19 protein-coding genes are annotated in these 24,479 nt (G+C 74.0%); 9 read left to right on the top strand and 10 right to left on the bottom strand.

Features of this window, described 5'->3' with window-relative positions; translation table 11 throughout:
• Nucleotides 1–161: 161 nt before the first annotated feature.
• On the bottom strand, nt 162–875 hold the full coding sequence (locus QQY24_RS28345; protein WP_301975557.1) for a chaplin: 714 nt from the start codon (nt 873–875) through the stop codon (nt 162–164).
• A gap of 280 nt (nt 876–1,155) precedes the next feature.
• Here QQY24_RS28345 and QQY24_RS28340 point away from each other — a divergent pair, with 280 nt between their 5' ends.
• The gene (locus tag QQY24_RS28340) at nt 1,156–2,772 is read left to right on the top strand and encodes an alpha/beta hydrolase (protein WP_301975556.1); all 1,617 of its coding nucleotides are present in this window, start codon (nt 1,156–1,158) and stop codon (nt 2,770–2,772) included.
• 128 nt (nt 2,773–2,900) lie between these two features.
• Entirely contained in the window at nt 2,901–3,422 is a 522-nt protein-coding gene (locus QQY24_RS28335) for a DUF4232 domain-containing protein (RefSeq protein ID WP_301975555.1), read from the top strand.
• Here QQY24_RS28335 and asnB read toward each other — a convergent pair.
• Nucleotides 3,415–5,256, bottom strand: a complete 1,842-nt coding sequence (gene asnB / locus QQY24_RS28330; protein WP_301975554.1) for an asparagine synthase (glutamine-hydrolyzing) — start codon at nt 5,254–5,256, stop codon at nt 3,415–3,417. The genes QQY24_RS28335 and asnB overlap by 8 nt on opposite strands.
• A 482-nt stretch (nt 5,257–5,738) precedes the next feature.
• Between asnB and QQY24_RS28325 the strand changes: the two genes are divergently transcribed.
• The gene (locus tag QQY24_RS28325; protein ID WP_301975553.1) at nt 5,739–6,761 is read left to right on the top strand and encodes a Gfo/Idh/MocA family protein; all 1,023 of its coding nucleotides are present in this window, start codon (nt 5,739–5,741) and stop codon (nt 6,759–6,761) included.
• 56 nt (nt 6,762–6,817) lie between these two features.
• On the opposite strand, the gene QQY24_RS28320 is transcribed toward QQY24_RS28325, so the two are convergent.
• Nucleotides 6,818–7,231, bottom strand: a complete 414-nt coding sequence (locus tag QQY24_RS28320; RefSeq protein ID WP_301975552.1) for an SsgA family sporulation/cell division regulator — start codon at nt 7,229–7,231, stop codon at nt 6,818–6,820.
• A 348-nt stretch (nt 7,232–7,579) separates the two neighbouring features.
• On the opposite strand from QQY24_RS28320, the gene QQY24_RS28315 reads away from it, so the two are divergent.
• A complete protein-coding gene (locus QQY24_RS28315) occupies nt 7,580–8,935 on the top strand; it encodes a SpoIIE family protein phosphatase (RefSeq protein ID WP_301975551.1) in 1,356 nt (451 codons plus the stop codon).
• A 29-nt stretch (nt 8,936–8,964) separates the two neighbouring features.
• On the opposite strand, the gene QQY24_RS28310 is transcribed toward QQY24_RS28315, so the two are convergent.
• Nucleotides 8,965–10,455, bottom strand: a complete 1,491-nt coding sequence (locus QQY24_RS28310; RefSeq protein ID WP_301975550.1) for a hypothetical protein — start codon at nt 10,453–10,455, stop codon at nt 8,965–8,967.
• Between the two features lie 270 nt (nt 10,456–10,725).
• On the opposite strand from QQY24_RS28310, the gene QQY24_RS28305 reads away from it, so the two are divergent.
• Both QQY24_RS28305 and QQY24_RS28300 read left to right on the top strand, forming a co-directional pair.
• On the top strand, nt 10,726–11,874 hold the full coding sequence (locus tag QQY24_RS28305; RefSeq protein ID WP_301975549.1) for an aminoglycoside phosphotransferase family protein: 1,149 nt from the start codon (nt 10,726–10,728) through the stop codon (nt 11,872–11,874).
• 270 nt (nt 11,875–12,144) lie between these two features.
• Nucleotides 12,145–14,118 (top strand): N-acetylmuramoyl-L-alanine amidase, encoded by a 1,974-nt coding sequence (locus QQY24_RS28300; RefSeq protein WP_301975548.1) that lies wholly within the window; start codon nt 12,145–12,147, stop codon nt 14,116–14,118.
• Nucleotides 14,119–14,128: 10 nt separating this feature from the next.
• Here QQY24_RS28300 and QQY24_RS28295 read toward each other — a convergent pair whose 3' ends face one another.
• Nucleotides 14,129–14,626 (bottom strand): hypothetical protein, encoded by a 498-nt coding sequence (locus tag QQY24_RS28295; protein ID WP_301975547.1) that lies wholly within the window; start codon nt 14,624–14,626, stop codon nt 14,129–14,131.
• A 378-nt stretch (nt 14,627–15,004) separates the two neighbouring features.
• On the opposite strand from QQY24_RS28295, the gene QQY24_RS28290 reads away from it, so the two are divergent.
• Together QQY24_RS28290 and QQY24_RS28285 are read left to right on the top strand one after the other, a co-directional pair.
• The gene (locus tag QQY24_RS28290) at nt 15,005–16,207 is read left to right on the top strand and encodes an IS110 family transposase (protein WP_301970849.1); all 1,203 of its coding nucleotides are present in this window, start codon (nt 15,005–15,007) and stop codon (nt 16,205–16,207) included.
• 288 nt (nt 16,208–16,495) lie between these two features.
• Nucleotides 16,496–17,698 (top strand): IS110 family transposase, encoded by a 1,203-nt coding sequence (locus QQY24_RS28285; protein WP_301970849.1) that lies wholly within the window; start codon nt 16,496–16,498, stop codon nt 17,696–17,698.
• Between the two features lie 227 nt (nt 17,699–17,925).
• On the opposite strand, the gene QQY24_RS28280 is transcribed toward QQY24_RS28285, so the two are convergent.
• The 4 genes from QQY24_RS28280 to QQY24_RS28265 all read right to left on the bottom strand — a co-directional run bounded on the left by QQY24_RS28280 (nt 17,926) and on the right by QQY24_RS28265 (nt 22,005).
• Nucleotides 17,926–18,168 (bottom strand): DUF397 domain-containing protein, encoded by a 243-nt coding sequence (locus QQY24_RS28280; RefSeq protein WP_301975546.1) that lies wholly within the window; start codon nt 18,166–18,168, stop codon nt 17,926–17,928.
• 237 nt (nt 18,169–18,405) lie between these two features.
• A complete protein-coding gene (locus QQY24_RS28275) occupies nt 18,406–19,902 on the bottom strand; it encodes an acyl-CoA synthetase (protein WP_301975545.1) in 1,497 nt (498 codons plus the stop codon).
• Between the two features lie 69 nt (nt 19,903–19,971).
• Nucleotides 19,972–21,531, bottom strand: a complete 1,560-nt coding sequence (locus QQY24_RS28270) for an NAD(P)/FAD-dependent oxidoreductase (protein WP_301975544.1) — start codon at nt 21,529–21,531, stop codon at nt 19,972–19,974.
• A gap of 99 nt (nt 21,532–21,630) precedes the next feature.
• Nucleotides 21,631–22,005 carry a ferredoxin gene (locus tag QQY24_RS28265; protein WP_301975543.1) on the bottom strand — a complete coding sequence of 125 codons (375 nt, stop codon included), beginning with the start codon at nt 22,003–22,005 and terminating at the stop codon, nt 21,631–21,633.
• A gap of 142 nt (nt 22,006–22,147) precedes the next feature.
• On the opposite strand from QQY24_RS28265, the gene QQY24_RS28260 reads away from it, so the two are divergent.
• A complete protein-coding gene (locus QQY24_RS28260; RefSeq protein ID WP_301975542.1) occupies nt 22,148–22,513 on the top strand; it encodes a DUF6479 family protein in 366 nt (121 codons plus the stop codon).
• 292 nt (nt 22,514–22,805) lie between these two features.
• On the opposite strand, the gene QQY24_RS28255 is transcribed toward QQY24_RS28260, so the two are convergent.
• Nucleotides 22,806–24,332, bottom strand: a complete 1,527-nt coding sequence (locus QQY24_RS28255; RefSeq protein ID WP_301975541.1) for an ANTAR domain-containing protein — start codon at nt 24,330–24,332, stop codon at nt 22,806–22,808.
• Nucleotides 24,333–24,479 lie beyond the last annotated feature (147 nt).

Genomic DNA, 24,479 nt, shown 5'->3' with positions numbered 1-24,479 from the left:
GGCACACGTTCGGGGCGGCAGTTCCGCACCGGGGCGCCCGTCACGCCGCCCGATCCCGCGCGGTCGGCCTGCGTGCCGCACCCCGGGGGATGCACGGGCCGCGCCCATGCCGCGGGGCCCCCACCGGGCCGGCGTCCGGTGGGGGCCCCGCGGTGCTCCGGTCAGCGGGTGCGGTCGGGCCGGAAGCGGCGGTACAGGGTCGCGCCGGTGAGCAGGAGCACGGCGCTGCCGGCGATCGCGGGGGCCGTCAGGTCCGCTCCGGTGTGGGCCAGGGTGGACGACGCCACCGGCGTGTCGTGCACGGGCCGCGGTGCCGGACGGGACTTGACGGGGGCCGGCGGTTCCGCGGCGGGCGCCTTCGGCGCCTCGGGCCGGTCGCCCGTGTTGGCCGAGTGGTTGTCCACCGCCGGGTTGCCCACGCCGACCACGTTGACGCTGTTGCCGCTGATGTTCACCGGCAGGTCGATCGGCAGCTGGATCCCGTTGCCGGAGATCACGCCGGGCGAGTCCTCGGCGACGCCCTGCGCCGACGCGCCACCGGACGTGGCCGAGCCGTCCTTGCCGGTGCCGCCGTCCTTGCCGGTGCCGCCGTCCTTGTGGGTGCCGCCCTTGTCGGTACCGCCGCCGTTCACGCACGTGTTGCCGGCGGCGGGGTTCAGCAGCCCCACCACGTTCACGGTGTTGCCGCACACGTTCACCGGGACGTGCACCGGGAGCTGGATGGTGTTGCCGGAGACCAGCCCCGGCGAGCCGACCGCGGCGCCGTCGGCGGCGGCCCCGTCGGCCGCGAACGCGGCGGACACCGGCATCGCCACGGCCAGCGCGCCGGAGGCGGCGGCGACGGCGAGCACACCGTTACGGGTAGCCCGTCTCATAGGTTCCCTGCCTTCCACATCGTCGCGGGCACTCGCCCGCGACACGTACAACGCGGGGGAACCGACGGGGTTATGGCTTGTCGCCCTCCCATCGCGCCGGATGGCACGGTCGGCCGAGCCGCGCACGGCGGTCGCAGGGCCGCTCCGGCGTGCCCGGCCGCGCGCGGAGCGGGGCGTCCGGCGCCGCACCGCTCGTCCGGAGGCGGACTCCCCGGGGCGTGCTTATGGTGTTCGAGGGCGTCGGCCCGGTCCCCGGCGGGTGCGCCCCAGGAGGCGATCGATGCTGGCCAAGCTGTCCGCACGGCCCGTCGTGCGGCGTTGCGCGGGCGCCGGGGCCCTCACCCTGACGCTGCTCGGGGCCGGGCTGCCCGCGACCGCGGCCGACCGGCCGCAGCCCGGTCTGTCCCCCTTCCACCGGCAGAAGGTGGCGTGGGCGGCCTGCGAGGGTCCGGGCGTGCCCGGGGACCTGCAGTGCGGCAGGGTGACCGTCCCGCTGGACTACGCGAGGCCCGGCGCGGGCACCCTCGACCTGGCACTGGCCCGCTACCGCGCCACCGGCGCGTCGCGCGGCTCGGTGCTGCTGAACTTCGGCGGCCCCGGAGGCCCGGGCGTCACGGGACTCGCGGTGGCCGGCAAGGAGTTCATGGACCTGACCAACGGCTACGACGTGGTCTCCTTCGACCCGCGCGGTGTCGGCCGGTCCTCCCCGGTCAGCTGCGGCGAGGGCGACGAGGAGGTGCCGGCCGCGGCGGCCGGGGACGTCGGCGCCGACCGCCCGCAGGCGCTGCTCAAGCAGCTGCGGCAGGTGTCCGAGGCGTGCGCGCGGCACTCCGGCCCGGTGCTGCCGCACATCGGCACCGTCAACGCCTCCCGGGACATGGACGTCATCCGCCAGGCCCTGGGCGACAGGAAGCTCAACTACCTCGGCTTCTCCTACGGCACCCGGCTGGGCGCGGTGTACGCGGCGCAGTTCCCGGGCAAGGTCGGCCGGATGGCCCTCGACGGGGTGGACACGCTGACCGAGCCGCTGTCCGAGCAGGGGCTGGCGGGCGCCGAGGGGCAGCAGAGGGCGCTGGAGGGCTTCCTGGACTGGTGTGCGGCGGACATCGCCTGCCCGTTCGGCCGGGACCGGCGGGCGGCCGGGGACGAGGTCGTCCGGCTGGTGCGCTCGCTGGACGAGGACCCGCTGCTCACCGACCTCGGCGGCGCGTTCACCGGGCAGGACCTGGTGGGCGCCCTCGGGCAGGCCCTCCACAGCCGGGAGCTGTGGCCGTCGCTGGAGCGGGCGCTGGCCTCGCTGGTCGAGGACGGCGACGCGCGGGGCGTGCTGAACTTCGCCGCCGGCGGGGTCGCCCTCCCCCTCGAGGACGAGCGGCCCGGCGGGAAGGACGGCGGGCTGGTCGACGCGCAGGACGTGCCCGTGGACAACCTGCCGGCCGCGCTGCTGGCGATCGACTGCGCGGACGACCCCGACCGGCCCGCCGCCGCGCGGATCATCCGGGACCTGGACGGCCTGCGGGCCGCCTACGAGCAGGCATCGCCCGTCTTCGGCCGCTACCGGCTCGCCCAGGTGCTGATGTGCTACGGCCGCCCCAGGGGCACGGACTTCGTCCGCGAGCGGGTCAGGAACGTGCACACGGCCGGGATGCTGCTGGTGGGCACGCGCGGTGACCCGGCGACGCCGTACCGCTGGACGGTGGAGACGGCCGGGCGGCTCGGGCCGTCGGCGGTCGTGCTCGACAACAGGGGCGAGGGCCACACCGGCTACTCCTCGTCCGCCTGCGTCCACCGCAAGGTCAACGACTTCCTGCTCTACGGCTCCCTGCCGCCGAGCGGCAGTTCCTGCCCGGCGGACGAGGCCGGCCGCAGCTCCACCGCGCTCACCGCCGGCCGATGACAGGAGGGAGCAATCGGGTGACGGACCCGATTCCGGGGCAACCCCATACGTGTCCCGGACGTCACACCGGTCGGGTGTGCTGCGGCACGCCGGACCCGCACACCACCTCGAACTGGGGGAACCCCGCCATGCGCAGCCACGCCGTCCTCGCCGTACCCGCCGTCTGCGCCGCCGCCGCGGCCCTGCTGCTCACCGCGCCGCAGAGCCGGGCCGCCGCGCCCGCCCAGCCCGCCCGCTGCGCGGAGCGGGCGCTGACCGTGCGGGCGAAGGCGGTCCCCGCCGAGCCGTCCGTGGTGCGGGTGAACGTCACCAACCGGGGCGGCCGCGCCTGCGTGGTCGACCGCGTGCCGACGATCACCTTCGGCGACCTGGACGGGGCCGCCCTGCCGGTGCCCGAGGGCGGCGCCGGGACGTACGCGCTCGGCCGGGGCGCGACGGCCTACGCGGCCGTGCGCGCCATCGCCGACCCGGCGGACCCGCAGGCCCGCCGGGCGCAGGGGATCGCGGTCTCCCCGTCGGCTTCCCAGTGGGGCCGCTCCTTCACCGCCGCGCAGCTCGGCACCGGGGACGAGGTCCTGGTGTGGGAGCCGGTGACCACGTGGTGGCAGCCGACGGCGCGGGCCGCGGACCGGGTCCTGGGCCTCAGCTGAGGACCAGCTCCGGGGAGTACAGGTCGATCCACTGGGCGAGGTCCAGGGTGCGCTCCAGACCGCGCCGGGCGATCTGGGTGCTGACGGGGGTGTCGCGCTCGGCGGCCGTGCGGACCCGCTCCCGGTCGACGAGGTCGAAGACGGGGTGCGAGGGCCGGGCCAGGAGGTCCTTCGCCTGTTCCTGCAGGGCGCGGGCGTAGCGCGGGTCCTGCGTGGAGGGGTAGGGGCTCTTGACCCGGTCGTACACCGAGCGCGGCAGGACGTCCGCGGTCGCCTCCCTCAGCAGGCTCTTCTCGCGGCCGTCGAAGGACTTCAGCGACCAGGGGGTGTTGTAGACGTACTCCACGAGCCGGTGGTCGCAGAACGGCACCCGGACCTCCAGGCCGACGGCCATGCTCATCCGGTCCTTGCGGTCGAGCAGGATGCGGACGAAGCGGGTCAGGTGCAGGTGGCAGATCCGCCGCATCCGGTACTCGAAGTCGCTCTCGCCGTCGAGCCGCTGGATGCCGGAGACGGCGGTGCGGTAGCCGTCGGCGACGTAGCTCCCCAGGTCGAGGGACTTGGACAGCTCGGGGCGCAGGATGTCGGCGTCCTCGCCGAAGTGGCGCCCGAAGCGGACCAGCCAGGGGAAGTTGTCGGCGCGGCGGGCCTCCTCGTCGAAGAACTGCAGGTAGCCGCCGAAGACCTCGTCGGCGGACTCGCCGGACAGGGCGACCGTGGACTGGTCGCGGATGGCACGGAAGAGCAGCAGCAGGGAGGCGTCCATGTCGCCGAGGCCGGCCGGCAGGTCGCGGGCGCGGATCACCTTCTCGCGCACGGCGGGGTCGGCGAGGGACTGGGCGTCGAGGACGATGTCCTGGTGGTCGGTGCGGGCGAGGCGGGCCACGTCGTGCACGAAGGGCGCGTCGGGGGTGCCACGCAGTTCGTCGGCGACGAAGTTGTCGGCCTGGCCGACGAAGTCGACGGCGAAGCTGCGCACCGTCTCGCCCCGTTCGGCGAGCTGGCGGGCGGCGAGCGCGGTCATGGCGGAGGAGTCGAGGCCGCCGGAGAGCAGGGTGCAGCGCGGTACGTCGGCGACCAGCTGGCGGCGCACGATGTCGTCGAGGAGCGTGCGCACGGCGGCGACGCTGGTGTCGCGGTCGTCGGTGTGCGGGCGGGTCTCCAGCTGCCAGTAGACGCGGGTGTCCAGGCCCGAGCGGGTGACGGTGACGACGGTGCCGGGTTCGACCTCGCGCATGCCCTCCCACACCGCGTGTCCGGGCGTCTTGATCATGGTGAACAGCTCGCGCAGGCCGTCCAGGGTGACGCGCCGGCGGGCGAGCGGGTTGGCGAGGATCGCCTTGGGTTCGGACCCGAACAGCACGCCGTCGGGGGTGGGGTGGTAGTAGAACGGCTTGATGCCCATGCGGTCGCGGATCATCACGAGCTTGTCGTGGCGACCGTCCCAGACGGCGAAGGCGTACATGCCGTTCAGCCGCTCGGCGACGGCGTCGCCCCATTCGAGGTAGCCGTGCAGGACGACCTCGGTGTCGGAGTCGGTGGTGAACCGGTGGCCGCGGTCGGTGAGTTCGCGGCGCAGCTCGGTGAAGTTGTAGGCCTCCCCGGAGTAGACCAGCGCGACGGTCCCCCCGGGCGTGGGCAGGGACATCGGCTGGCGGCCGCCGGGGAGGTCGATGATGGCGAGACGGCGGTGGCCCAGGGCGGCGGGGCCCTCGGCGAAGGTGCCGCGGTCGTCCGGGCCGCGGCAGGCCATCGTCTCGGTCATCGCATGCAACGTGGCCGCCTCGGCGGTCAGGTCGCGGTCGAAAGAGATCCATCCGGTGATGCCGCACATGCGCTACCTCCTGCCTCCGGCTCACGGCCGTCCCGTTCTCCACCTGCGGTTTCCCGCTGGTGAGGAAGACGGCCGCCGAACCAGTTGTATCAAGCACCTATATGACGAGCCTCTGTCAGGCACTCGGTCGCGGTCAACGCGGACGTAACGCGGACGGACCGCGCTCCCCCATGGTTTCGGCCGCGTTTTGCCCGCGCGGGAGCTCGGGAGCAGGGCCGCACCGGCCCGGGGCGACAGGAACCGGCCAACAGCAAAAACTTCGCCAAGCCGGTCGTGCGCTACGGCGTGCGGGTGAACGGACGGGCCGCGCTGCCGGCGGCGACCCGCGCCCCGTCCCCGGCGGCGCACCGATCAGGTGGCCGGTCCCGCGGGGTGCCGCCCCACCGGGGCATCCTGCCCCCGTGCGCCGTCTCCGGCGCCTCCTTGCGGTTTCCTTCCCGGCGTACGCTACGGCGTGATCGTCGGCGAGAGGGAGCGCACGCATGGCTGACCTGCTGGGTGTGGCGGTACTGGGTGCCGGACACATGGGAGCCGACCACATACGCCGCCTCGACCAGGCGGTGAGCGGCGCCCGGGTCGCCGCCGTGGCCGATCCCGACGCCGACCGGGCGAAGGAGGCCGTGGCGGGCATCGACGGGGCCGTCGTGCACGCGGACCCGGTGGCCGCCCTGGACGCGCCCGGTGTCGAGGCCGTACTGATCGCCTCGCCCGGCCCCGCGCACGAGGAGGCACTGCTCGCGGCCTTCGCCCGGGGTCTGCCCGTGCTGTGCGAGAAGCCCATGGTGCCGGACTCCACGGGTGCGCTGCGCGTGGTGGAGGCCGAGGCGCGGCTCGGCCGCCGACTGGCGCAGATCGGCTTCATGCGGCGCTACGACGCCGAGTACCTGCGGCTGAAGTCCCTGCTGGACTCGGGCGGTCTGGGCCGGCCGCTGATGCTGCACTGCATCCACCGCAACGTCTCCTCCCCCGCCCACTTCACCAGCGCCATGCTGATCAACAGCTCCGTCTCGCACGAGATCGACGCGGCCCGCTGGCTGCTCGGGCAGGAGCTGACGGCGGTGACCGTGCTGCGCCCCGCCCCTTCGGCCGGTGCGCCGCAGGGCCTGGCCGACCCCCAGTTCGTCCTCTTCGAGACCGAGCGCGGCGCCCTGGTCGACGTCGAGGTCTTCGTGAACTGCGGATTCGGCTACCAGGTGCGCTGCGAGGCCGTGTGCGAGGCGGGCAGTGCCCGGATCGGCGACGGCCGCACCATGGTGGTGACCTCCCGGGGCACCGCCGCCGAGGAGGTGGCGCAGGACTACCTGGTCCGCTTCGCCGACGCCTACGACCGCGAGGTGCAGGCATGGGTCGACGCCACCCGGCGCGGCGAGGTCACCGGCCCGGACGCGTGGGACGGCTACGCGGCCTCCGCCGTCGCCGAGGCGGGGGTGCGGGCCCTCGGGACCGGCGGCCGGACGGCCGTCGACCTCGCCCCCCGCCCGGACCTGTACGCCGCCGGCCGGTGACGCCCGGCGCGGCGGCGGACGGGGGCCACGGCCCGCACAGCCGTCCCGGCGGGCCCTCAGACCCCGCCGAACAGGGTGTCCAGTCCCCGCTCCACCACCGCCGCCACGTCCTCCTGCCCGGCCGCCACCACGGCGTGGGTGCGCAGCAGGAAGCGGCGCAGCGCGGCGGTGGGGAACAGCAGCAGCGCGAGCCCCTGCGGGGAGTGGAACTCCAGGACGGTTCTCGTACGCTCGTACGGCCAGATCCGCACGTCCCCGCGGCCGGCCGGGGTCCGCAGCCCCTGTTCCAGCAGGGACCGGGCGAAGGCCCAGGTGACCCCGGAGCCGTCCAGCGCGGCCTCGGGCGGGAAGTCCAGGAAGACGGCCAGGGGGTCGGCGGCGGTGTAGCGCAAGGTGGCGGACACCGGGAACTCCCGGTCCCCGGCGGCGACGAGACGGGCGAGGGCGGGCTGCTCGATGACGAAGTCCATGCTTGTGAAGAGTCTCCGGGGGCGCTTCACATGGCGTCAGATCCGGACAGAGTCGGTGCGCGCCGACCGATCCGCGCCCCGGGGGGCGCACCGGTGCCGAACGGGTGGCCGGCTACGGCGAAGAGCCCCGCCCGGACGGGTCGGATTCCGTAGCCGTCCTACGCCCCGGGCGCCCGGACGCGTACGCCGTCCATCCGCCCCGACCACTCCGGTAAGACTCTGGCATATGCCGAAAGCACCACCGTATCGTGTGTCGCCGAATCCCTTACAGGGGGTGGCGGGCTGTGCGAGAGTCGTAGCGGTCCCTTCGTCCCCGCCGGCCCCACCGTCCCCCCTCCGGAGTGCGTCATGCCGTCCCCAGTCTCCGCGGACCGTCCGGCCGCCCAGCCGCCCGGCCGCGGCCCGGTCGAGGCACTGATCTCGCAGACGCGGCGGCTCAAGGGCGACGTGGACGCGGTGCGACGGGACGCGAAGGGCGGGGGGTCGGACCCGGAGGAACGCTGGCAGCGCGCCCTGTACGACCTCGCGCTCCACCAGCTCGACGACCTCGACGCCCACCTGGCCCAGCTGCGGGACGGGCCGGCCTGCACCTCGCGCGGCGCGCTGCTGAGCCGGGTCGGCAGCGCGGAGTGGAACCTGCTCACGGACGAGGCGAACTGGTCCGCCGAGCTGTACCGGATCCTGGGCCTCGACCCCGGCTCCCCCGCGCTCACCCTGGACGAGCTGCCCTCCCTGGTCCTCCCCGAGGACCGGTCGGCCCTGACCGCGATGGTGACGGGCTGCCTGGTCGACGGCAAGCCGATCGACGGCGAGTTCCGGATCGTGCGGCCCGACGCCACCGTGCGGACCGTGCACATGATGGGCGAGCCCGTGCTCGGCGCGGACGGCGGCACCTCCTCCATGTGGGCCGTCCTGCGGGACGTCAGCGAACTGCGCCGGCACCGGCGGACGGTGCGCGAGACCCGTGCCTCGGTGCGGCCCGGGCAGGGTCCCGCGGCCGGGCCGTGGGAAGCCGCGCCACCGCCGCGGTACGGCTCCACGTGGCTCCCGCACCCGGGACCGCGGAACCTCGACCTGGCCGCCCACCGCCTGCCGGCCACGACGGGCACCCCGGCCGGCGGCGACTGGTACGACGCGCTGGACCTGCCGGACGGCACGACCCTGCTCTGCGCCGGCGAACTCACCGGGCACGGCGCGGCCGTCGCCTCCGGCACGGCGATGCTGCTGGGCGCCGTCCGCGGCATGGCGATGAGCGGTACCCGGCCCGGCCGACTGCTCGACTTACTGGACCGGTTGCTCGACGCCACCGCGCAACCCGCCCTCGTCGGGGCCGTCATCTGCCACTACCGGCCCGCAACCCGCACCCTGGTGTGGGCGCGGGCGGGACACCCCGCCCCGCTGCTGTACCGCGGCGGGACCGGGCGCCTGCTGAGCGCGCCGGACCGCCTCCCGCCCGGCGCCGCCCCCGGTACCGCTCACGGGCAGGCCGAAGCCGTCCTGGAAGCGGGTGACGTGCTCCTGCTGCACACCGACGGGCTGCTCCCCGGACACGGCGGGACCGCGGCCGTGGACCACTTGCTCGGCCTCGCCCCCCGCCTCGGCGCGGCACGCACCGCGCAGGACTGCCTGATGACGGTCGTCGAGGCGTGCGACGGAGCCCCGCGCGGGAACGACGCCTGCGTGCTCGTCGCCAGAGTGGGCTGACCCGCCCCGCGGACGGGGGCACGGCCCGCCTACGCCGGCGCGCTGCCGTCGCTCCTCCTGGGCTTGGGCAGGGCGAGTCTGATCTCCTCCCGCAGTTCGTGGATCTTCGGATAGCCCGCGTACGCGGCGGTCAGCCGGTACATCTGGCGCAGCCGGTCCCAGGTGCGCCGGGAGGAGTTCGAGCCCATCGCCATCAGGGCCAGCCGTGCGTAGCGGTCGGCCTGTTCGGGGTCGTCGGCGATGAAACAGGCCGACGCCATGGACAGGTGGTCGAAGATCTTCGACCGCTCCCGTCCGTCCACGCGCAGCGACAGCGCCTTCTCCGCGTAGTGCCGGGCGTGCACGGCCGCCCCCGGGTCGAACTCGGCGAGCGTGCGGTAGGCCAGGGCCTGCATGCCGTACAGGTCCTCGTCCTTGAAGGTCTGCATCCAGTCCGGCGTTTCGGCGTCCTGCCGGTCGGAGACGAAGAGGTCCTCCGCCCGGCCGAGCGTGCGGCGCATCGCCTGGCCCCTGCCCGACGACGCCTGGGCCCAGGCCTCGATGGTGTGGAACATCGCCTTCGTACGCGGCTGCAGGGTCTCCCCCGAGCCGGACTGGGCGAGCTCCATCAGGTCCAGCGCGTCGTCGGGCCGGCCGAGGTGCACCATCTGACGGGCCGCCCGGGACAGTGCCTCCCCGGCCCGCGGCCGGTCACCGCCCTCGCGGGCGGCATGGGCGGCGATGACGAAGTACTTCTGGGCCGTGGGCTCCAGGCCGACGTCGTGCGACATCCAGCCCGCGAGGACGGCGAGGTTGGCGGCGACGCCCCACAGGCGCCGCTGGAGGTGGGGTGGGTGGCGGTAGGTGAGCATGCCGCCCACCTCGTTGAGCTGGCCCACGACCGCCTTGCGCTGGAGCCCGCCGCCGCGGGCGGCGTCCCAGGCGCGGAACACCTCGACGGAGCGCTCCAGTTCCTCGATCTCCTGCGACCCGATGGGGGCGGCCTCGTAGCGGTCGAACCCGGCGGGGTCGGCGTGCAGGGGGTCGTCGAGAACGGGGGCGTCGGCCTTCAGCGTAGGGTCGGTGTGCAACCAGTCGTACATGGCGGTGCTCAGTGTGGATCCCGCGGTGAGCGCGGCGCCCGCGCCCACCAAGCCGCGTCGGTTGAGCATGAGGTCCATTCCCGTGAATTCGGTGAGGACCGCGGCGGTCCGTTCGGGCGGCCACGGCACGCCGTCGGGATTTTCCGCATTCCCGCCGTCCCGCCGTTTCCCCGCACGCCCCTGCCGTACCAGACCGAGGTCCTCCATGGTCACGACACGACCGAGACGCTCGGTGAACAGCGCCGCCAGCACCCGCGGCACCGGATCGCGCGGGATCTCGCCCCGGTCGATCCACCGCCGAACCCGGGAGGTGTCGGTCGCCAGCTGGAGGTGACCCAGGGCCGCCGCCTGCTTGTTGACCAGTCTCGCGAGTTCACCCTTCGACCAGCCGGCCAGGCCGAACAGGTCCGCAAGGCGGGTGTTGGGTTGTCCGCTCACACAAGCCCCCAGGTTCTCGGCTGAGTTGACAGTAGCTCCGTGGGGAGTGCCGGGCGACTATTCGCCATGGTTCGCCAGGGCGCGCCAGATGGTGTGCCACCGGGCGTTGGGTGTCAGGTAGGAAAGCGCCACCCCGACCTGGCCACCACCGGACAGGACGGACACACTCCCCAGGGTGTGCCCGGGCGGCCGGGCCGGGTGGGCGCAGGCTCCTCGGAGCACGGACTCACAGGCATGCACCGCAGGAACGCGAAGGGATCTGGATCTCCCATGTACGCAGCATCGTCCTCCGTGTCCGCTCCGCCCCGGCCGCTGCGTTCCCGCACCGCGGGCGGCGGGCCGTACCTCGACCCCGCGGCGCGGCCGGGCGTTCCCGTGCCGGTCGCGGGACGCCCACGGCGGGTCCCGGGGCAGCCCGGCGCCCACCAGCTCAGCGGGAGACTCGACCTCTCCGGCCCCTTGGGGACTCGGTTACGTGCCGCGATCGCCGCGGTGCACCGGATCTGCCCGGAGTTCGCTCCGGTGCAGGTGCTGCGCCGCAGCGCGCGGTCCGTCCTCCTCGTCGGGACGACGGGGCGCAGCACGGCCGTGGCCAAGTGCCTCCTGGACCACTCGCCGGTCCGGGCCGAGCGGCTCCGCCACGAAATAGCGGCATACCGCTCGTTCGTCCGGCACCGGCCGCCGGTCCGGGTGCCGAGACTGATCGCGGCGGACCCGGAGACCTGCACCCTGGTGATCGAGCGCGTGCCGGGCCGGGTGGGCGCGCTGCAGCGGCATCCGCTGGACGCTCCGCCCGGGGCGGACCTGCGGGCGGTGCTCGGCGCGGTGTGCCGGCTGAACGCCTGGCGGCCCCCGGCGGGCACCTTCGACGTACCGCTGGACTACGCGGCCCGCATCTCCCGGTTCCACGAGCTGGGCCTGCTGACCGACCGGGACCTGGGGGACCTGCAGAAGCTGCTGCACGGCATCGCGCACACGGCGGGCCGCCAGGGCGGCACGCTGCAGTTCTGCCACGGGGACGCCCTGCTGTCGAACATCCTCGTGTCACCGGCCGGCCCGGTGCTGGTGGACTGGGAGCACGCCGGCTGGTACCTGCCGGGGTACGACCTGGCGACGCTGTGGCTGGTCCTCGGGGAGGCGCCGGCGGCCCGGCGGCAGATCAGCCAGCTCGCCCAGGGGGCGGGCCCGGCGGCCCGGGACGCCTTCCTGGTGAACCTGATGCTGCTGCTCACCCGGGAGATCCGTACCTACGAGACGGCCGTGCAGCGTTCGATGCACGACGCGGCGCCGACGGTGCCGGGCACCGCCCACCGGGGTGCCGCGCCGTCCGGCGAGGAACAGCGGTTGCTGCTCCGGCGGTTGCACGACGACTGCCAGCTGGCCCGTGGGGCCGTGCGCGCGGCGGTCGGCACGCGCTGATCCCGGGGGCCACGGCTCCGCGGTGCGCCCGGGTGGCGGCACGCCGCGGAGCCGTCGGGCACGGGGCATCCGGCGGGCCACTGGTGTACGCCACTGACGCCCCGCAGGCCCGGCCACCACCGCCACGAAACTCCCGGGCCCCCTTATGACAAGGTAAAACCCCTTCCTCCAGGCATGATTGACGGGACGTCGGCCAGCCGGTACCACTGACACCCACACTCGGCTCCGCACGCCCCGCCCCGCCACGCCCGTCCGTCCCAGGAGGCCGCATTGCGAGGATCCGCCACCGACCCCACGCCCGCTCCCGGCGGCAGACGCGCGCGCCGCACGGCGGTCGCCGTCTGCTCCGCCGTGCTGCTGCTCCCGCTGCTGGGCGCGGCCCCTTCCCACAGCGCCGCCGCGTCCCCCACCGACCGGCTCCAGCACGCGTTCGCCTCCGCGGCCGCGGAGTACCACGTGCCGCAGAGTGTCCTGCTGGCCGTCTCCTACCTCCAGTCCCGCTGGGACGTGCACGCCGGCGCACCGAGCGTGACCGGTGGTTACGGCCCGATGCACCTGACCGACGCGCGCACCGCGCTCGCCACCACCGAGCACTTCGCCGAGGGCGACGAGGACGCGCGCGGGGACGGCGCGCGGGCGGCGCTGCACCCGGACGCCGAGGTGCCCGCGGGCACGAAGCCGCCGGCCCGCCTAAGGACACTGCCCAGGGCGGCCGAACTGACCGGTCTGCCGACGGCCCGGCTGCGCACCGACCCGGCGGCGAACGTGGCCGGCGGCGCCGCCCTGCTCGCCGCCGCGCAGAAGGACCTGGGCGAGCCGCTCAGCGCCGACCCGGCCGACTGGTACGGGGCGGTGGCCCGCTTCTCCGGCGCGGAGGACACCGCGACCGCGGCGGTGTACGCGAACGACGTGTACGACGTGCTGCGCACGGGTGAGGAGCGCACCACGGACGACGGCCAGCTGGTCTCGCTGGCGGCCCGGCCCGGTGTGTCCGCCGACACCGCGCAGCTCCGCCGGACCGGTCTGCGCACGATCGCCGAGGACGGCGCCGAATGCCCGGATTCGGTGTCCTGCGAGTGGGTCCCGGCGCCGTACGCGGAGTTCGGGGACAACGACTACGGCAACCACGACACCGGCGACCGTCCGGTCTCGCAGAGCATCAAGTACATCGTCATCCACGACACGGAGGGCGCCTGGGACGGGGTCCTGAACCTGGTCCAGGACCCTACGTACGTGTCGTGGAACTACACCGTCCGCTCCACCGACGGTCTGATCGCCCAGCACGTCAAGGCGAAGGACGTGGCCTGGCACGCGGGCAACTGGGACATCAACGCCCGGTCCATCGGCATCGAGCACGAGGGCTTCCTCACGAGTCCGGACGCCTGGTACACGGAGGCGATGTACCGGTCCTCGGCACGGCTGGTGAGGTACCTGGCCGGGCGCTACGGCATCCCGCTGGACCGGCAGCACGTCCTGGGCCACGACAACGTGCCCGGCCCGACCGCGTCCACCGTCCCGGGCATGCACACGGACCCGGGCCCGTACTGGGACTGGCGGCACTACTTCCAGCTGCTCGGCCACCCGTTCAAGCGCACGGGCGGCAAGAGCTCCGGGCTGGTGACGATCCTGCCGGACTACGCCTCGAACCAGCCGGTGTACACGGGCTGCACCGCCAAGGGCGAGCCGTGCCCGGCGCACGGTTCCGGCGAGGTGCGCCTGTACTCCGACCACGACGTCACGGCGCCGTTGATCGGGGACGCCGGGCTGGGCACGGTGCCCAGCGACGGGGTCAACGACCTGTCCTCGCGGGTCTCCACCGGCCAGCAGTACGTGGTCGCGGACCGCTGGGGCGACTGGACGGCGATCTGGTACCTGGGGCAGAAGGCCTGGTTCCAGAACCCGCACGAGCAGCCGACGGCGGTGCGGGCCTCCGGTCTCGTCGCCACCCCGAAGGACGGGCTCGCGAGCGTCCCGGTGTACGGCCGGGCCTACCCGGAGAAGGACGCCTACCCGGCGGACGTCCCGGCGCAGTCGGTGGTGCCGCTGCCGTACACCCTCCCGGCCGGGCAGAAGTACGTGGTCGGTGACGCGCTGCCGGGCGAGTACTACTACGCCGTCACCTTCACGCCCGACTCGCACCGGGTCGTGGTCGGCGAGGACCTGTACTACGAGATCCAGTACGGCCACCGGGTGGCGTTCGTCCGTGCCGCGGACGTCCGGGTGGAGGGACGGGCCGCCCGCTAGCCGCCGGTGCTCAGCCCTGCTGGAACAGTTCCGCCGGGAGCGGCTTCAGCAGGGCGTACAGGTCGTCGGTGATGGGCCGGTCCCAGGCGGCGATGGTCACCAGGACGCCGTCGCTGCGGTCGAACTGGACGCAGGAGATCCGGCTTTCGGAGAGCTTCAGCCGGCGCACGACCAGCAGGTTGTCGCCCTGCAGGACCGGGGTGTCCTCGGTACCGACGACGGTGACCTCCTCGTCGTTCTCCAGCGCCAGCAGCAGCTGGCCCACCTCGAAGGGGATCTCGTCCTCGGCGACGTCGCGGGCCGGGGAGCCCTCGGGGAGGTTGCCGATGATCATGGCGGGGCCGCGGCCGCCGAAGAGGTCGTAGCGCAGGAAGACACCCTGGCAGGTGCCGTCGGGGGCGGGCAGCAGGCCCGCGCCGAGGTTGCCCGGCCAGTCGCCCGGGTCCATGGCCAGCACGTCGAAATCGGGTCCGGCGGGGGTGGCACTGCGGCGGCGGAGGAACGACATGCGGCCATGGTACGTGCCCGCCCGGGGTCGAGGACGTGCGGGCGCCCGGTCGACGGCGCCCGTTCACCCGCCTCCGCCGCGGCGCGCACCGGGCGGACGCCGGGGCGCGTCCCCCCGTTATGTTCTTCGCGGTCCTGCAAGAGGGCCGCTGGCTTCCGGGCCCGGCATGACTGTTCCCCCCTGTCGAACGGATGACCTGGGGGGTGGTGTCACCGGGCCCGAGAGGCGCCGTTGGAGACGCTGATGAGAGGTCCGACTACCGCCTGGCCTGGCGCAATGCCCGGCCGCTTGCAGGCGGCAGGTCTGCATAACGTGGATGCGCGCATACGACGCCAACGCCCTGGCCAGCACCGCACGAACCCCGTTCCGGAGGATGGGTTGGACGACATCGACGACGTGGGCGTCTTCCTTGGCTTGGACGTCGGCAAGAGCGCCCATCACGGGCACGGTCTCACCCCGGCCGGCAAGAAAGTCTTCGACAAGCAGCTGCCCAACAGCGAGCCGAAGCTGCGGGCTGTCTTCGACAAGCTGGCCGCGAAGTTCGGCACCGTGCTGGTCATCGTGGACCAGCCCGCTTCCATCGGAGCCCTGCCCTTGACCGTCGCCCGGGACGCCGGCTGCAAGGTCGCCTACCTGCCCGGACTCTCGATGCGGCGGATCGCCGATCTCTACCCGGGCGAGGCGAAGACCGACGCGAAGGACGCCGCGGTGATCGCGGACGCCGCACGGACCATGCCGCACACCCTGCGCTCGCTCCAGTTGACCGACGAGATCACCGCCGAGCTGACCGTGCTGGTCGGCTTCGACCAGGACCTCGCCGCCGAGGCAACCCGCACCTCCAACCGGATACGCGGCCTGCTCACCCAGTTCCACCCCAGCCTGGAACGCGTCCTTGGCCCACGCCTGGACCACCAGGCCGTGACCTGGCTGCTGGAACGCTATGGATCCCCCACCGCGCTGCGAAAGGCCGGTCGCCACAGGCTCGTTGAGGTGATCCGGCCCAAGGCCCCGCGCATGGCCGCCCGGCTGATCGACGAGGTCTTCGACGCGCTCGACGAGCAGACCGTCGTGGTCCCGGGCACCGGCACCCTCGACATCGTGATCCCGTCCCTGGCCCGTTCCCTCGCGGCCGTCCACGAACAGCGACGAGCCCTGGAAGCGCAGATCGGACAGCTGCTGGAGGCTCACCCTCTTTCCCCGGTCCTGACCTCGATTCCCGGGGTCGCGGTCAGGACCGCCGCCACGCTGCTGGTCACCGTCGGCGACGGGTCCAGCTTCCCCACCGCCGCTCACCTGGCTTCCTACGCCGGCCTCGCCCCGACGACCAAGTCGTCCGGGACCTCGATCCACGGCGAACACGCACCCAGAGGCGGCAACCGGCAACTCAAACGCGCGATGTTCCTGTCCGCGTTCGCCGCCCTGCACGATCCCGCCTCCCGCACCTACTACGACCGATGCCGGGCCCGCGGAAAGACCCACACCCAGGCGCTTCTCCGACTGGCCCGCCACCGCACCAGCGTGCTGTTCGCCATGCTCCGCGACGGCACCTTCTACGAACCCAGAACCCCACGCCTCGCTTGACGAAAGACATAGAGGCACCCCCCCCCCGTTATGTTCTTCGCGGTCCTGCAAGAGGGCCGCTGGCTTCCGGGCCCGGCATGACTGTTCCCCCTGTCGAACGGATGACCTGGGGGGTGGTGTCACCGGGCCCGAGAGGCGCCGTTGGAGACGCTGATGAGAGGTCCGACTACCGCCTGGCCTGGCGCAATGCCCGGCCGCTTGCAGGCGGCAGGTCTGCATAACGTGGATGCGCGCATACGACGCCAACGCCCTGGCCAGCACCGCACGAACCCCGTTCCGGAGGATGGGTTGGACGACATCGACGACGTGGGCGTCTTCCTTGGCTTGGACGTCGGCAAGAGCGCCCATCACGGGCACGGTCTCACCCCGGCCGGCAAGAAAGTCTTCGACAAGCAGCTGCCCAACAGCGAGCCGAAGCTGCGGGCTGTCTTCGACAAGCTGGCCGCGAAGTTCGGCACCGTGCTGGTCATCGTGGACCAGCCCGCTTCCATCGGAGCCCTGCCCTTGACCGTCGCCCGGGACGCCGGCTGCAAGGTCGCCTACCTGCCCGGACTCTCGATGCGGCGGATCGCCGATCTCTACCCGGGCGAGGCGAAGACCGACGCGAAGGACGCCGCGGTGATCGCGGACGCCGCACGGACCATGCCGCACACCCTGCGCTCGCTCCAGTTGACCGACGAGATCACCGCCGAGCTGACCGTGCTGGTCGGCTTCGACCAGGACCTCGCCGCCGAGGCAACCCGCACCTCCAACCGGATACGCGGCCTGCTCACCCAGTTCCACCCCAGCCTGGAACGCGTCCTTGGCCCACGCCTGGACCACCAGGCCGTGACCTGGCTGCTGGAACGCTATGGATCCCCCACCGCGCTGCGAAAGGCCGGTCGCCACAGGCTCGTTGAGGTGATCCGGCCCAAGGCCCCGCGCATGGCCGCCCGGCTGATCGACGAGGTCTTCGACGCGCTCGACGAGCAGACCGTCGTGGTCCCGGGCACTGGCACCCTCGACATCGTGATCCCGTCCCTGGCCCGTTCCCTCGCGGCCGTCCACGAACAGCGACGAGCCCTGGAAGCGCAGATCGGACAGCTGCTGGAGGCTCACCCTCTTTCCCCGGTCCTGACCTCGATTCCCGGGGTCGCGGTCAGGACCGCCGCCACGCTGCTGGTCACCGTCGGCGACGGGTCCAGCTTCCCCACCGCCGCTCACCTGGCTTCCTACGCCGGCCTCGCCCCGACGACCAAGTCGTCCGGGACCTCGATCCACGGCGAACACGCACCCAGAGGCGGCAACCGGCAACTCAAACGCGCGATGTTCCTGTCCGCGTTCGCCGCCCTGCACGATCCCGCCTCCCGCACCTACTACGACCGATGCCGGGCCCGCGGAAAGACCCACACCCAGGCGCTTCTCCGACTGGCCCGCCACCGCACCAGCGTGCTGTTCGCCATGCTCCGCGACGGCACCTTCTACGAACCCAGAACCCCACGCCTCGCTTGACGAAAGACATAGAGGCACCCCCTCCCGGTGGCGCGGGCCGCACGGCCGTCGCCCGGCTCGCCGCGTGCGGCAGGACGGCCCGGGCGACCGGGTCCGGCGGGCGGGCGGGGGCACGACGACCGGGCGCGCGGCGTCCCGTGCGGCGGTACGCCGCCCGGGGGCCGGTCCCGCTCGGTCCGGGCCCCGGCGCTCGTGTGCCCGGAAAGCCGGATCGGGGCACTCCTCGCTCAGGTCAGGTCGAAGTCCCCCTCGCGCGCGCCGGAGACGAACGCCCCCCACTCCGCGGGCGTGAAGATCAGCGAGGGACTCTCCGGGCGGTCGCTGTTGCGCATCGCGATGAAGCCCTCGACGAAGGCGATCTGGACATCCCCCAGACCTCGGCTGCTGGACTGCCACTCGGCCTCGCTGAGGTCCAGCTCCGGCTTGTCCCAGCCCGCGAGCGGCTTCTGCTGGGTGGTGGTCTCGGCCACGTCCGTGCTCCTCCCGGTTCGTCGTCCGCGGCCAGCCTAGCGACCGGCCCCGACGGCGGACAGGCCGCGCGGGAAGGGCCTCCCCGCGGTCCGGCGGAAGCCTCCGCCCGGCGCGGGGAAGGACGGGGTTCCTCCCGGCGGGGCGGGACCCGCCGGTGAGCGCGCCGCCGTCACGGACGACGTACCGGGGCGCCCCGGACGGCGCGGCCGGTACCGTGGCCGGAAAGGTTCGCAGCACTAGCCGCGGAAGCGGTCGCGCAGTTCCCGCTTGAGGATCTTGCCACTGGCGTTGCGGGGGAGTTCGGCCACGAACAGCACGCGCTTGGGTGCCTTGAAGGGCGCCAGCCTCTGCCGCACGTGGGTGATGAGCTGTTCCTCCGACACCTCGCCGCGCGGGACCACGACCGCGGTGACCGCCTCGATCCACCGTTCGTCGGGCAGTCCGATCACGGCGGCCTCGGCGACGCGCTCGTGGGTGTACAGGGCGTCCTCGACCTGGCGCGAGGCCACCAGCACGCCGCCGGAGTTGATGACGTCCTTGACCCGGTCGACGATCGTGAAGTAGCCCTCCGCGTCGCGGACCGCGAGGTCCCCGGAGTGGAACCAGCCGTTCCGGAAGGCCTCGGCGGTCTCCTCGGGCCTGTCCCAGTATCCCTCGCACAACTGCGGTGAGCGGTACACGATTTCACCGGGTGTGCCGTCGGGGACGTCCTCGCCCCGGTCGTCCACCACGCGGGCGTCCACGAACAGCACGGGCCGGCCGCAGGAGTCCAGCCGGCCCTCGTGCTCGTCGGGGCCGAGCACGAGGGCGAGCGGGCCGATCTCGCTCTGCCCGAAGCAGTTGTAGAAGGCCAGGCCCGGCAGGCGTTCGCGCAGCCGTCGCAGCACCGGCACCGGCATGACCGAGGCGCCGTAGTAGGCCTTGCGCAGGCCGCCGAGGTCGCGGTCGGCGAAGTCGGGCCGGTTGGCCAGGGCGATCCACACGGTGGGCGGCGCGAACAGGCTGTCCGCGCGCCCCGCCTCGACCAGGTCGAACAACCGGTTCCCGTCCGGCGCGTCCAGGACCGTGTTCGTCGCGCCGACCGCCAGGTAGGGCAGCAGGAAGACGTGCATCTGGGCCGAGTGGTAGAGCGGCAGCGCGTGCACCGGGCGGTCGCCGGCGCTGAGGTCGAGCGCGGTGATCGCGCTCAGGTACGCGTGCACCAGGGCCCGGTGGGTCATCATCGCGCCCTTGGGCAGGGCGGTGGTGCCGGAGGTGTAGAGCAGCTGCACCAGGTCCTCGGTGCGCGGTTCGGGCCCGTCGTACGGCGGTGCGCCGGCCAGCCGGGCGAGCAGCGAGCCGTCGGCGTCCCGCAGTGCCAGGGACCGCGGCCCGGCCGGCAGCCGTCCGGCCAGACCGGGGTCGGTCAGGACGAGCGCGCTGCCCGACTGGCCGATGATGTGGGCGAGGTCGTCGCCGGTCAGGTTCTGGTTGACGGGCACGTGCACGAGGCCGGCGCGGGCGCAGGCGAGGAAGGCGATGAGGTAGGCGTCGGAGTTGTGGCCGTAGGCGCCGACCCGGTCGCCGGGGACCAGGCCCTGGGCGAGCAGCACGGTGGCCGCCCGGGACACGGCGTCGTCCAGTTCCCCGTACGTCCAGGTGCGCCCGCCGTACTCCAGCGCGATCCGCGCCGGGGTGCGCCGGGCGCTGCGCCGCAGTACCCCGTCGACCGTGCTGCCGTGTCCCTGTCTCATGGGAGCCGATCCTCGACCGGCCGGGCGGGAGGGGTCAAGGACCCGGCGGCCCGTTCCGGAAGACGCCCCTCAGGCCTCCAGCACGGCCATCGCCGCGTTGTGTCCGGGCACCCCGCTCACCCCTCCCCCGCGTACCGCGCCCGCTCCGCACAGCAGGACGTTGGGGTGCCGGGTCTCCACGCCCCAGCGTCCGGTGCCGTCCTGCGCGTGGGGCCAGGACAGGGCGCGGTGGAAGATGTTGCCGCCCGGCAGGCGCAGGTCGCGTTCGAGGTCGAGCGGGGTCTTCGCCTCGATGCAGGGGCGGCCGTCGGCGTCGGTGGCCAGGCAGTCGGCGAGGGGTTCGGCGAGGTGGGCGTCGAGCTGGGCGAGGGTGGACCCCAGCAGTTCCTCGCGCACGGCGTCGTGGTCCCGCGCGAAGAGCCGGGCGGGGGTGTGCAGACCGAAGAGGGTCAGCGTCTGGTAGCCGCGCCCGGCGAGGCCGGGGCCGAGGATGGTGGGGTCGGTCAGGGAGTGGCAGTAGATCTCGGACGGCGGTGCGGCGGGTGGTTCCCCCGCCGCGGCCTGGGCGTGGGCGGCGGCCAGCTGCCGGTAGCCCTCGGCGACGTGGAAGGTGCCGGCGAAGGCCTCGCGGGGGTCGACGGAGGGGTCGCGGAGCCTGGGCAGCCGCTTCAGCAGCATGTTGACCTTGAACTGGGCGCCCTCGGCGGGCTCGGGGGTCGGGTCCCCGGTCAGCGCGGCCAGTTCCCGGGGGGAGGCGTTCACCAGGACGTGCCGGGCGGCGGCGACGCCCTCGCCGTCGGTCGTGCGGTAGGTGACCTCGGCGTGGTGTCCGTCGGTGTCGATCCGGACCGCCTCGTGTCCGGTCGCGAGGACGGCCCCCGCCGCGCGTGCGGCGCCGCCGAGGGCGTCGGTGAGGGCGCCCATGCCGCCGACGGGCACGTCCCAGGCTCCGGTGCCGCCGCCGATGACGTGGTAGAGGAAGCAGCGGTTCTGTGCGAGGGAGGGGTCGTGGGCGTCGGCGAAGGTGCCGATGAGCGCGTCGGTGAGGACGACCCCCCGGACGAGGTCGTCGGCGAAGTGCTCCTCGATGGCGACGCCGATCGGCTCCTCGAACAGGGCCCGCCAGGCGGTCTCGTCGTCGACGCGGCGGCGCAGTTCCCCGCGGGTCGGCAGCGGCTCGGTGAGGGTCGGGAAGACGCGCCGGGCGACCTGGCCGGTCATGGCGTAGAAGCGCTGCCAGGCCGTGTACTCGGCGTCGCCGCCGGTCAGCCGGGCGAACGCCTCCCGGGTGCGCCGGCGCCCGCCGCCGACGAGCAGCCCGGTGGGCCGTCCGCCCCGTTCCGCCGGGGTGTACGACGAGATGGTCCGCTCACGGACGCGGAAGTCGAGCCCGAGGTCGCGGACGATCTTCGCGGGCAACAGGCTGACCAGGTAGGAGTAGCGCGACAGGCGGGCGTCCACACCGGTGAAGGGGCGGGTGGAGACGGCGGCGCCGCCGGTGTGGCCGAGGCGTTCCAGCACCAGCACCGAGCGGCCTGCCCGCGCCAGGTAGGCGGCGGCCACCAAGCCGTTGTGACCACCGCCGACGACGACGACGTCGTAGGTCCGGGTTCCCTCGTTGACAGGCATGGCCCTTCGTAACACGCGCTGATCCACCGCGCCAGGGGCGTGCCGGGCGGGGCGGCGGACCGGGCCGCCGCGGCGCGCCGGCGCCCCGCCCGCCGGGGCTCAGTTCAAGGTCGCCATGAAGTCGGTGCAGGCCGCGGCGCAGGCCCGGCAGGCCGCGGCGGCCGATTCGGCCCCGGGCTGCGCGTCGAAGGCGTGCGCACACTCCAGGCAGACCGAGCGGCACCACTCCAACTGGATCCTTATCGCCTCCTCGTCCTGGCGGTTCTGCTCGGACAGCATGCGGCAGGTCGCGTCGCAGACCTCCGCGCACATGATGCCCAGCCGGCGCGCGCGTTCCTGGCACTCGGTACCGTCCGGGTCCACCAGGCTCGCGCGTACCGCACAGGCCCGGGCGCACTCCGTGCACGCCTGGGCGCACGTGAACCGGTCCTCCAGGAACTGGTAGAGCTGCTGTTGCGAAGTCGGCGGTGTCACACCGGGCGGGTAGCCGGGGCGGCGGGCGGCAAACCCGTCGGGGGCGACGGGGGGGCCTGCGAGCGGGTCCTGTCGCCGTGTGCGCGCACCCGGCAACCCGAAATGCCTGATTTGCTTATTTTCGAGCGGGTATCCGGGGTGCATGAGCACCGCAACGATGCAGATGGCCGCGGCGAGCGGCCTCATGAGTCTCGCCCTCTTCGTGGTGGCCGCGGCCGTGCTGGCGCTGCTCGCCGGCGGCATGTGGATGAACTCCCGCGTCAAGTACCGCGAGCCTCCCCGGCCGCGGGCCGACGAGCAGACGCAGCTGCCGCCCGAGGGCGCCGTGCGCGAGGAGCGGCAGAACCGGGAGTCGGCGGAGATCCCCCGTGTTCCCAAGGGCGGTCGCGCGCTCCTGCCGCACGAACTGACCAACATGCGCTCCAGGCCCACCGACTCCAAGGAGCGCCCGCGCTGGGACAAGGGGTCGAGCGGCTCGTTCGGCGGCGGCGGACTGGGCGCCCACTGAATTGGACGGAGAGCGACTGCGGACCGGTGGGCCGGTGGGCCCCGCCCCGTCCGAACGGCTCGTTCCGCCTTGGCAGCCGGTACGCGCATCCACTCCCCGACGAGCACGAACAACGTGCGCCACGTTGGCCCGCCGCCTCGCGTCGCCCACGGCACTCCGCTCGGCGGGCATCCGCTCCGGGACGGCTCCGGCTCCGGCTCCGGCTCCGGCTCCGGCTCCGGCTCCGGCTCCGGGAGGGTCCCCGGCCGTGCCGGTCCCGCGGATGCCCGGGGCCGGCCCGCTCCGCAGCGGATCAGGGGTGGCCGGGCCACTGGGCCTGCGGAACCCCGCCGCCCCCTCCCCCGCCCCTGCCGCCCCTGTCCTGGCCGCGGGGGCGTCCGCCCGTGCCGCCGGCGGGCCGGCCGGTCCTGAGCTCGCCGCTGCCCTGCGGGGTGGCGCCCCCCTTGTCACCGCGCCGCCGTCCGGGCTGCTGCGGATCGGACATGCGCCCGGCTGTCGCCGGTGGCGCGTCCTGCGTGCGCGGTCCGGGTTCCCCGGTGACGCCGGGCGGCGCACACCGGCGGGTGCCGGGTCCGGGCCGGGTCAGCGTCCGGTGGACGTGCTCCAGGGCGTCGAGGAGGACCGAGCGGTGGTACCAGCTCAGCCAGACCGCCGTGTCACCGGCCAGCAGGCCGAGCGCGCCGGCCCGTTCGGCGCTCGGCCGGTGCCCGGCGTCTGGCCAGTGCAGGGTGATCACGCCGGTGCAGGGCCCGGCCGGGGAGACGACGGGGATGCTCTGCAGCGCCCGGACGCCCGCGGCCAGCAGGACGCGCCGGCTGTCGTCGGTCAGCAGCGGGGTGGCGCGCACGTCCGGCACGCTCACTTGGCGGCGCTCGGTCCGGGCGGCGGCGTCCGCCGTTCCCTCCTCCCGGCCGCCGCGGACGAGGTGGTCCAGGAACGTCTCCGCACAGCCGTGGTGCGTCTCCAGCACCAAGGCGTCCACCGCGGGGTCGACGAACCGCACGTACCCCGCGGCGGCCCGGCCGGCGGCCAGCGCCCCGTGCAGCACGGCGTCGGTCATCCGGCGGCGGCAGCGCGGGTCCGTGCCGCCGCGGAGGAGGAACCTCAACGGCGGCACGGGCAGCGGACGCCGTCCCGGGAACCACACCTCGCCGTCCGGCGGCCGGGCCGCGACCACCGCGGACACCAGGACGCGCAGCGGCACGTTGAACCGCTGCGAGGTCTCGCGCAGCACGCGGAAGGCGGTGCCGGAGTCGGGCAGGCCGTAGCGGGTCATGAGGGTGCCCTGGGCCATGCCGATCACCGGAGCGGTGCGCACCCGCGCGCGCAGGGCGCGGACCTCCTTGTGCAGGTCCTCGTAGGACGGGCTCAGCTGGTCCGCGATCTGCGACCGCCAGGCGGGCAGGTCCTCCACCGGGGCGGCGGCGCGGGCCAGCTCCTGCAGCGCCTCCTCGAGGGTGGCGTACAGCCGTACGCCGTCCAGACCCGCGAGGTGCACCGCCTCGCGGACACCCGGGCGGGCGCGGACCACGATCAGGTCCGGACGGCCGGCGCGCGAGCGGGCGGTCTCGCCGAGGGTGCGCAGGGCGGCGGCGCCGCCCAGCTGCACGTGGGCCATGTCCAGGACGGGCCGCAGTCCGGCGCGGTCGGCCCGCTCCAGGTGGCCGCGCAGTTCCTCGCACCACTCCTCGGCGCGGTACGGGTCCGGGCTGCCGGACATGCGCAGGAGCAGGGCACCCTCGGCGGACAGCCCCTCGACCACGGACTGCTCGATGACGAGGCGGGGCGGTGCGACCGGGCGGTCGGGGGAGGATTTCATGGCATCACCCAGTCAGGACGTCACACGGAACTCTCGAGGGCCTTTGCCCGACCTCGCACCACAGTGCACGGCCGGGACCCGACTCTCAACCGGGCCGCGCGCGGGCGCGGCACCCGTTCCCGCCGGCACGCGGACCCCGGCAGTGCC

This window comes from Streptomyces sp. TG1A-8 (genome assembly GCF_030499535.1).
Classification (GTDB): domain Bacteria; phylum Actinomycetota; class Actinomycetes; order Streptomycetales; family Streptomycetaceae; genus Streptomyces.
The sequence above is the reverse complement of the archived record's forward strand: the minus strand, read 5'-3'. Positions and strand labels throughout refer to the sequence as shown.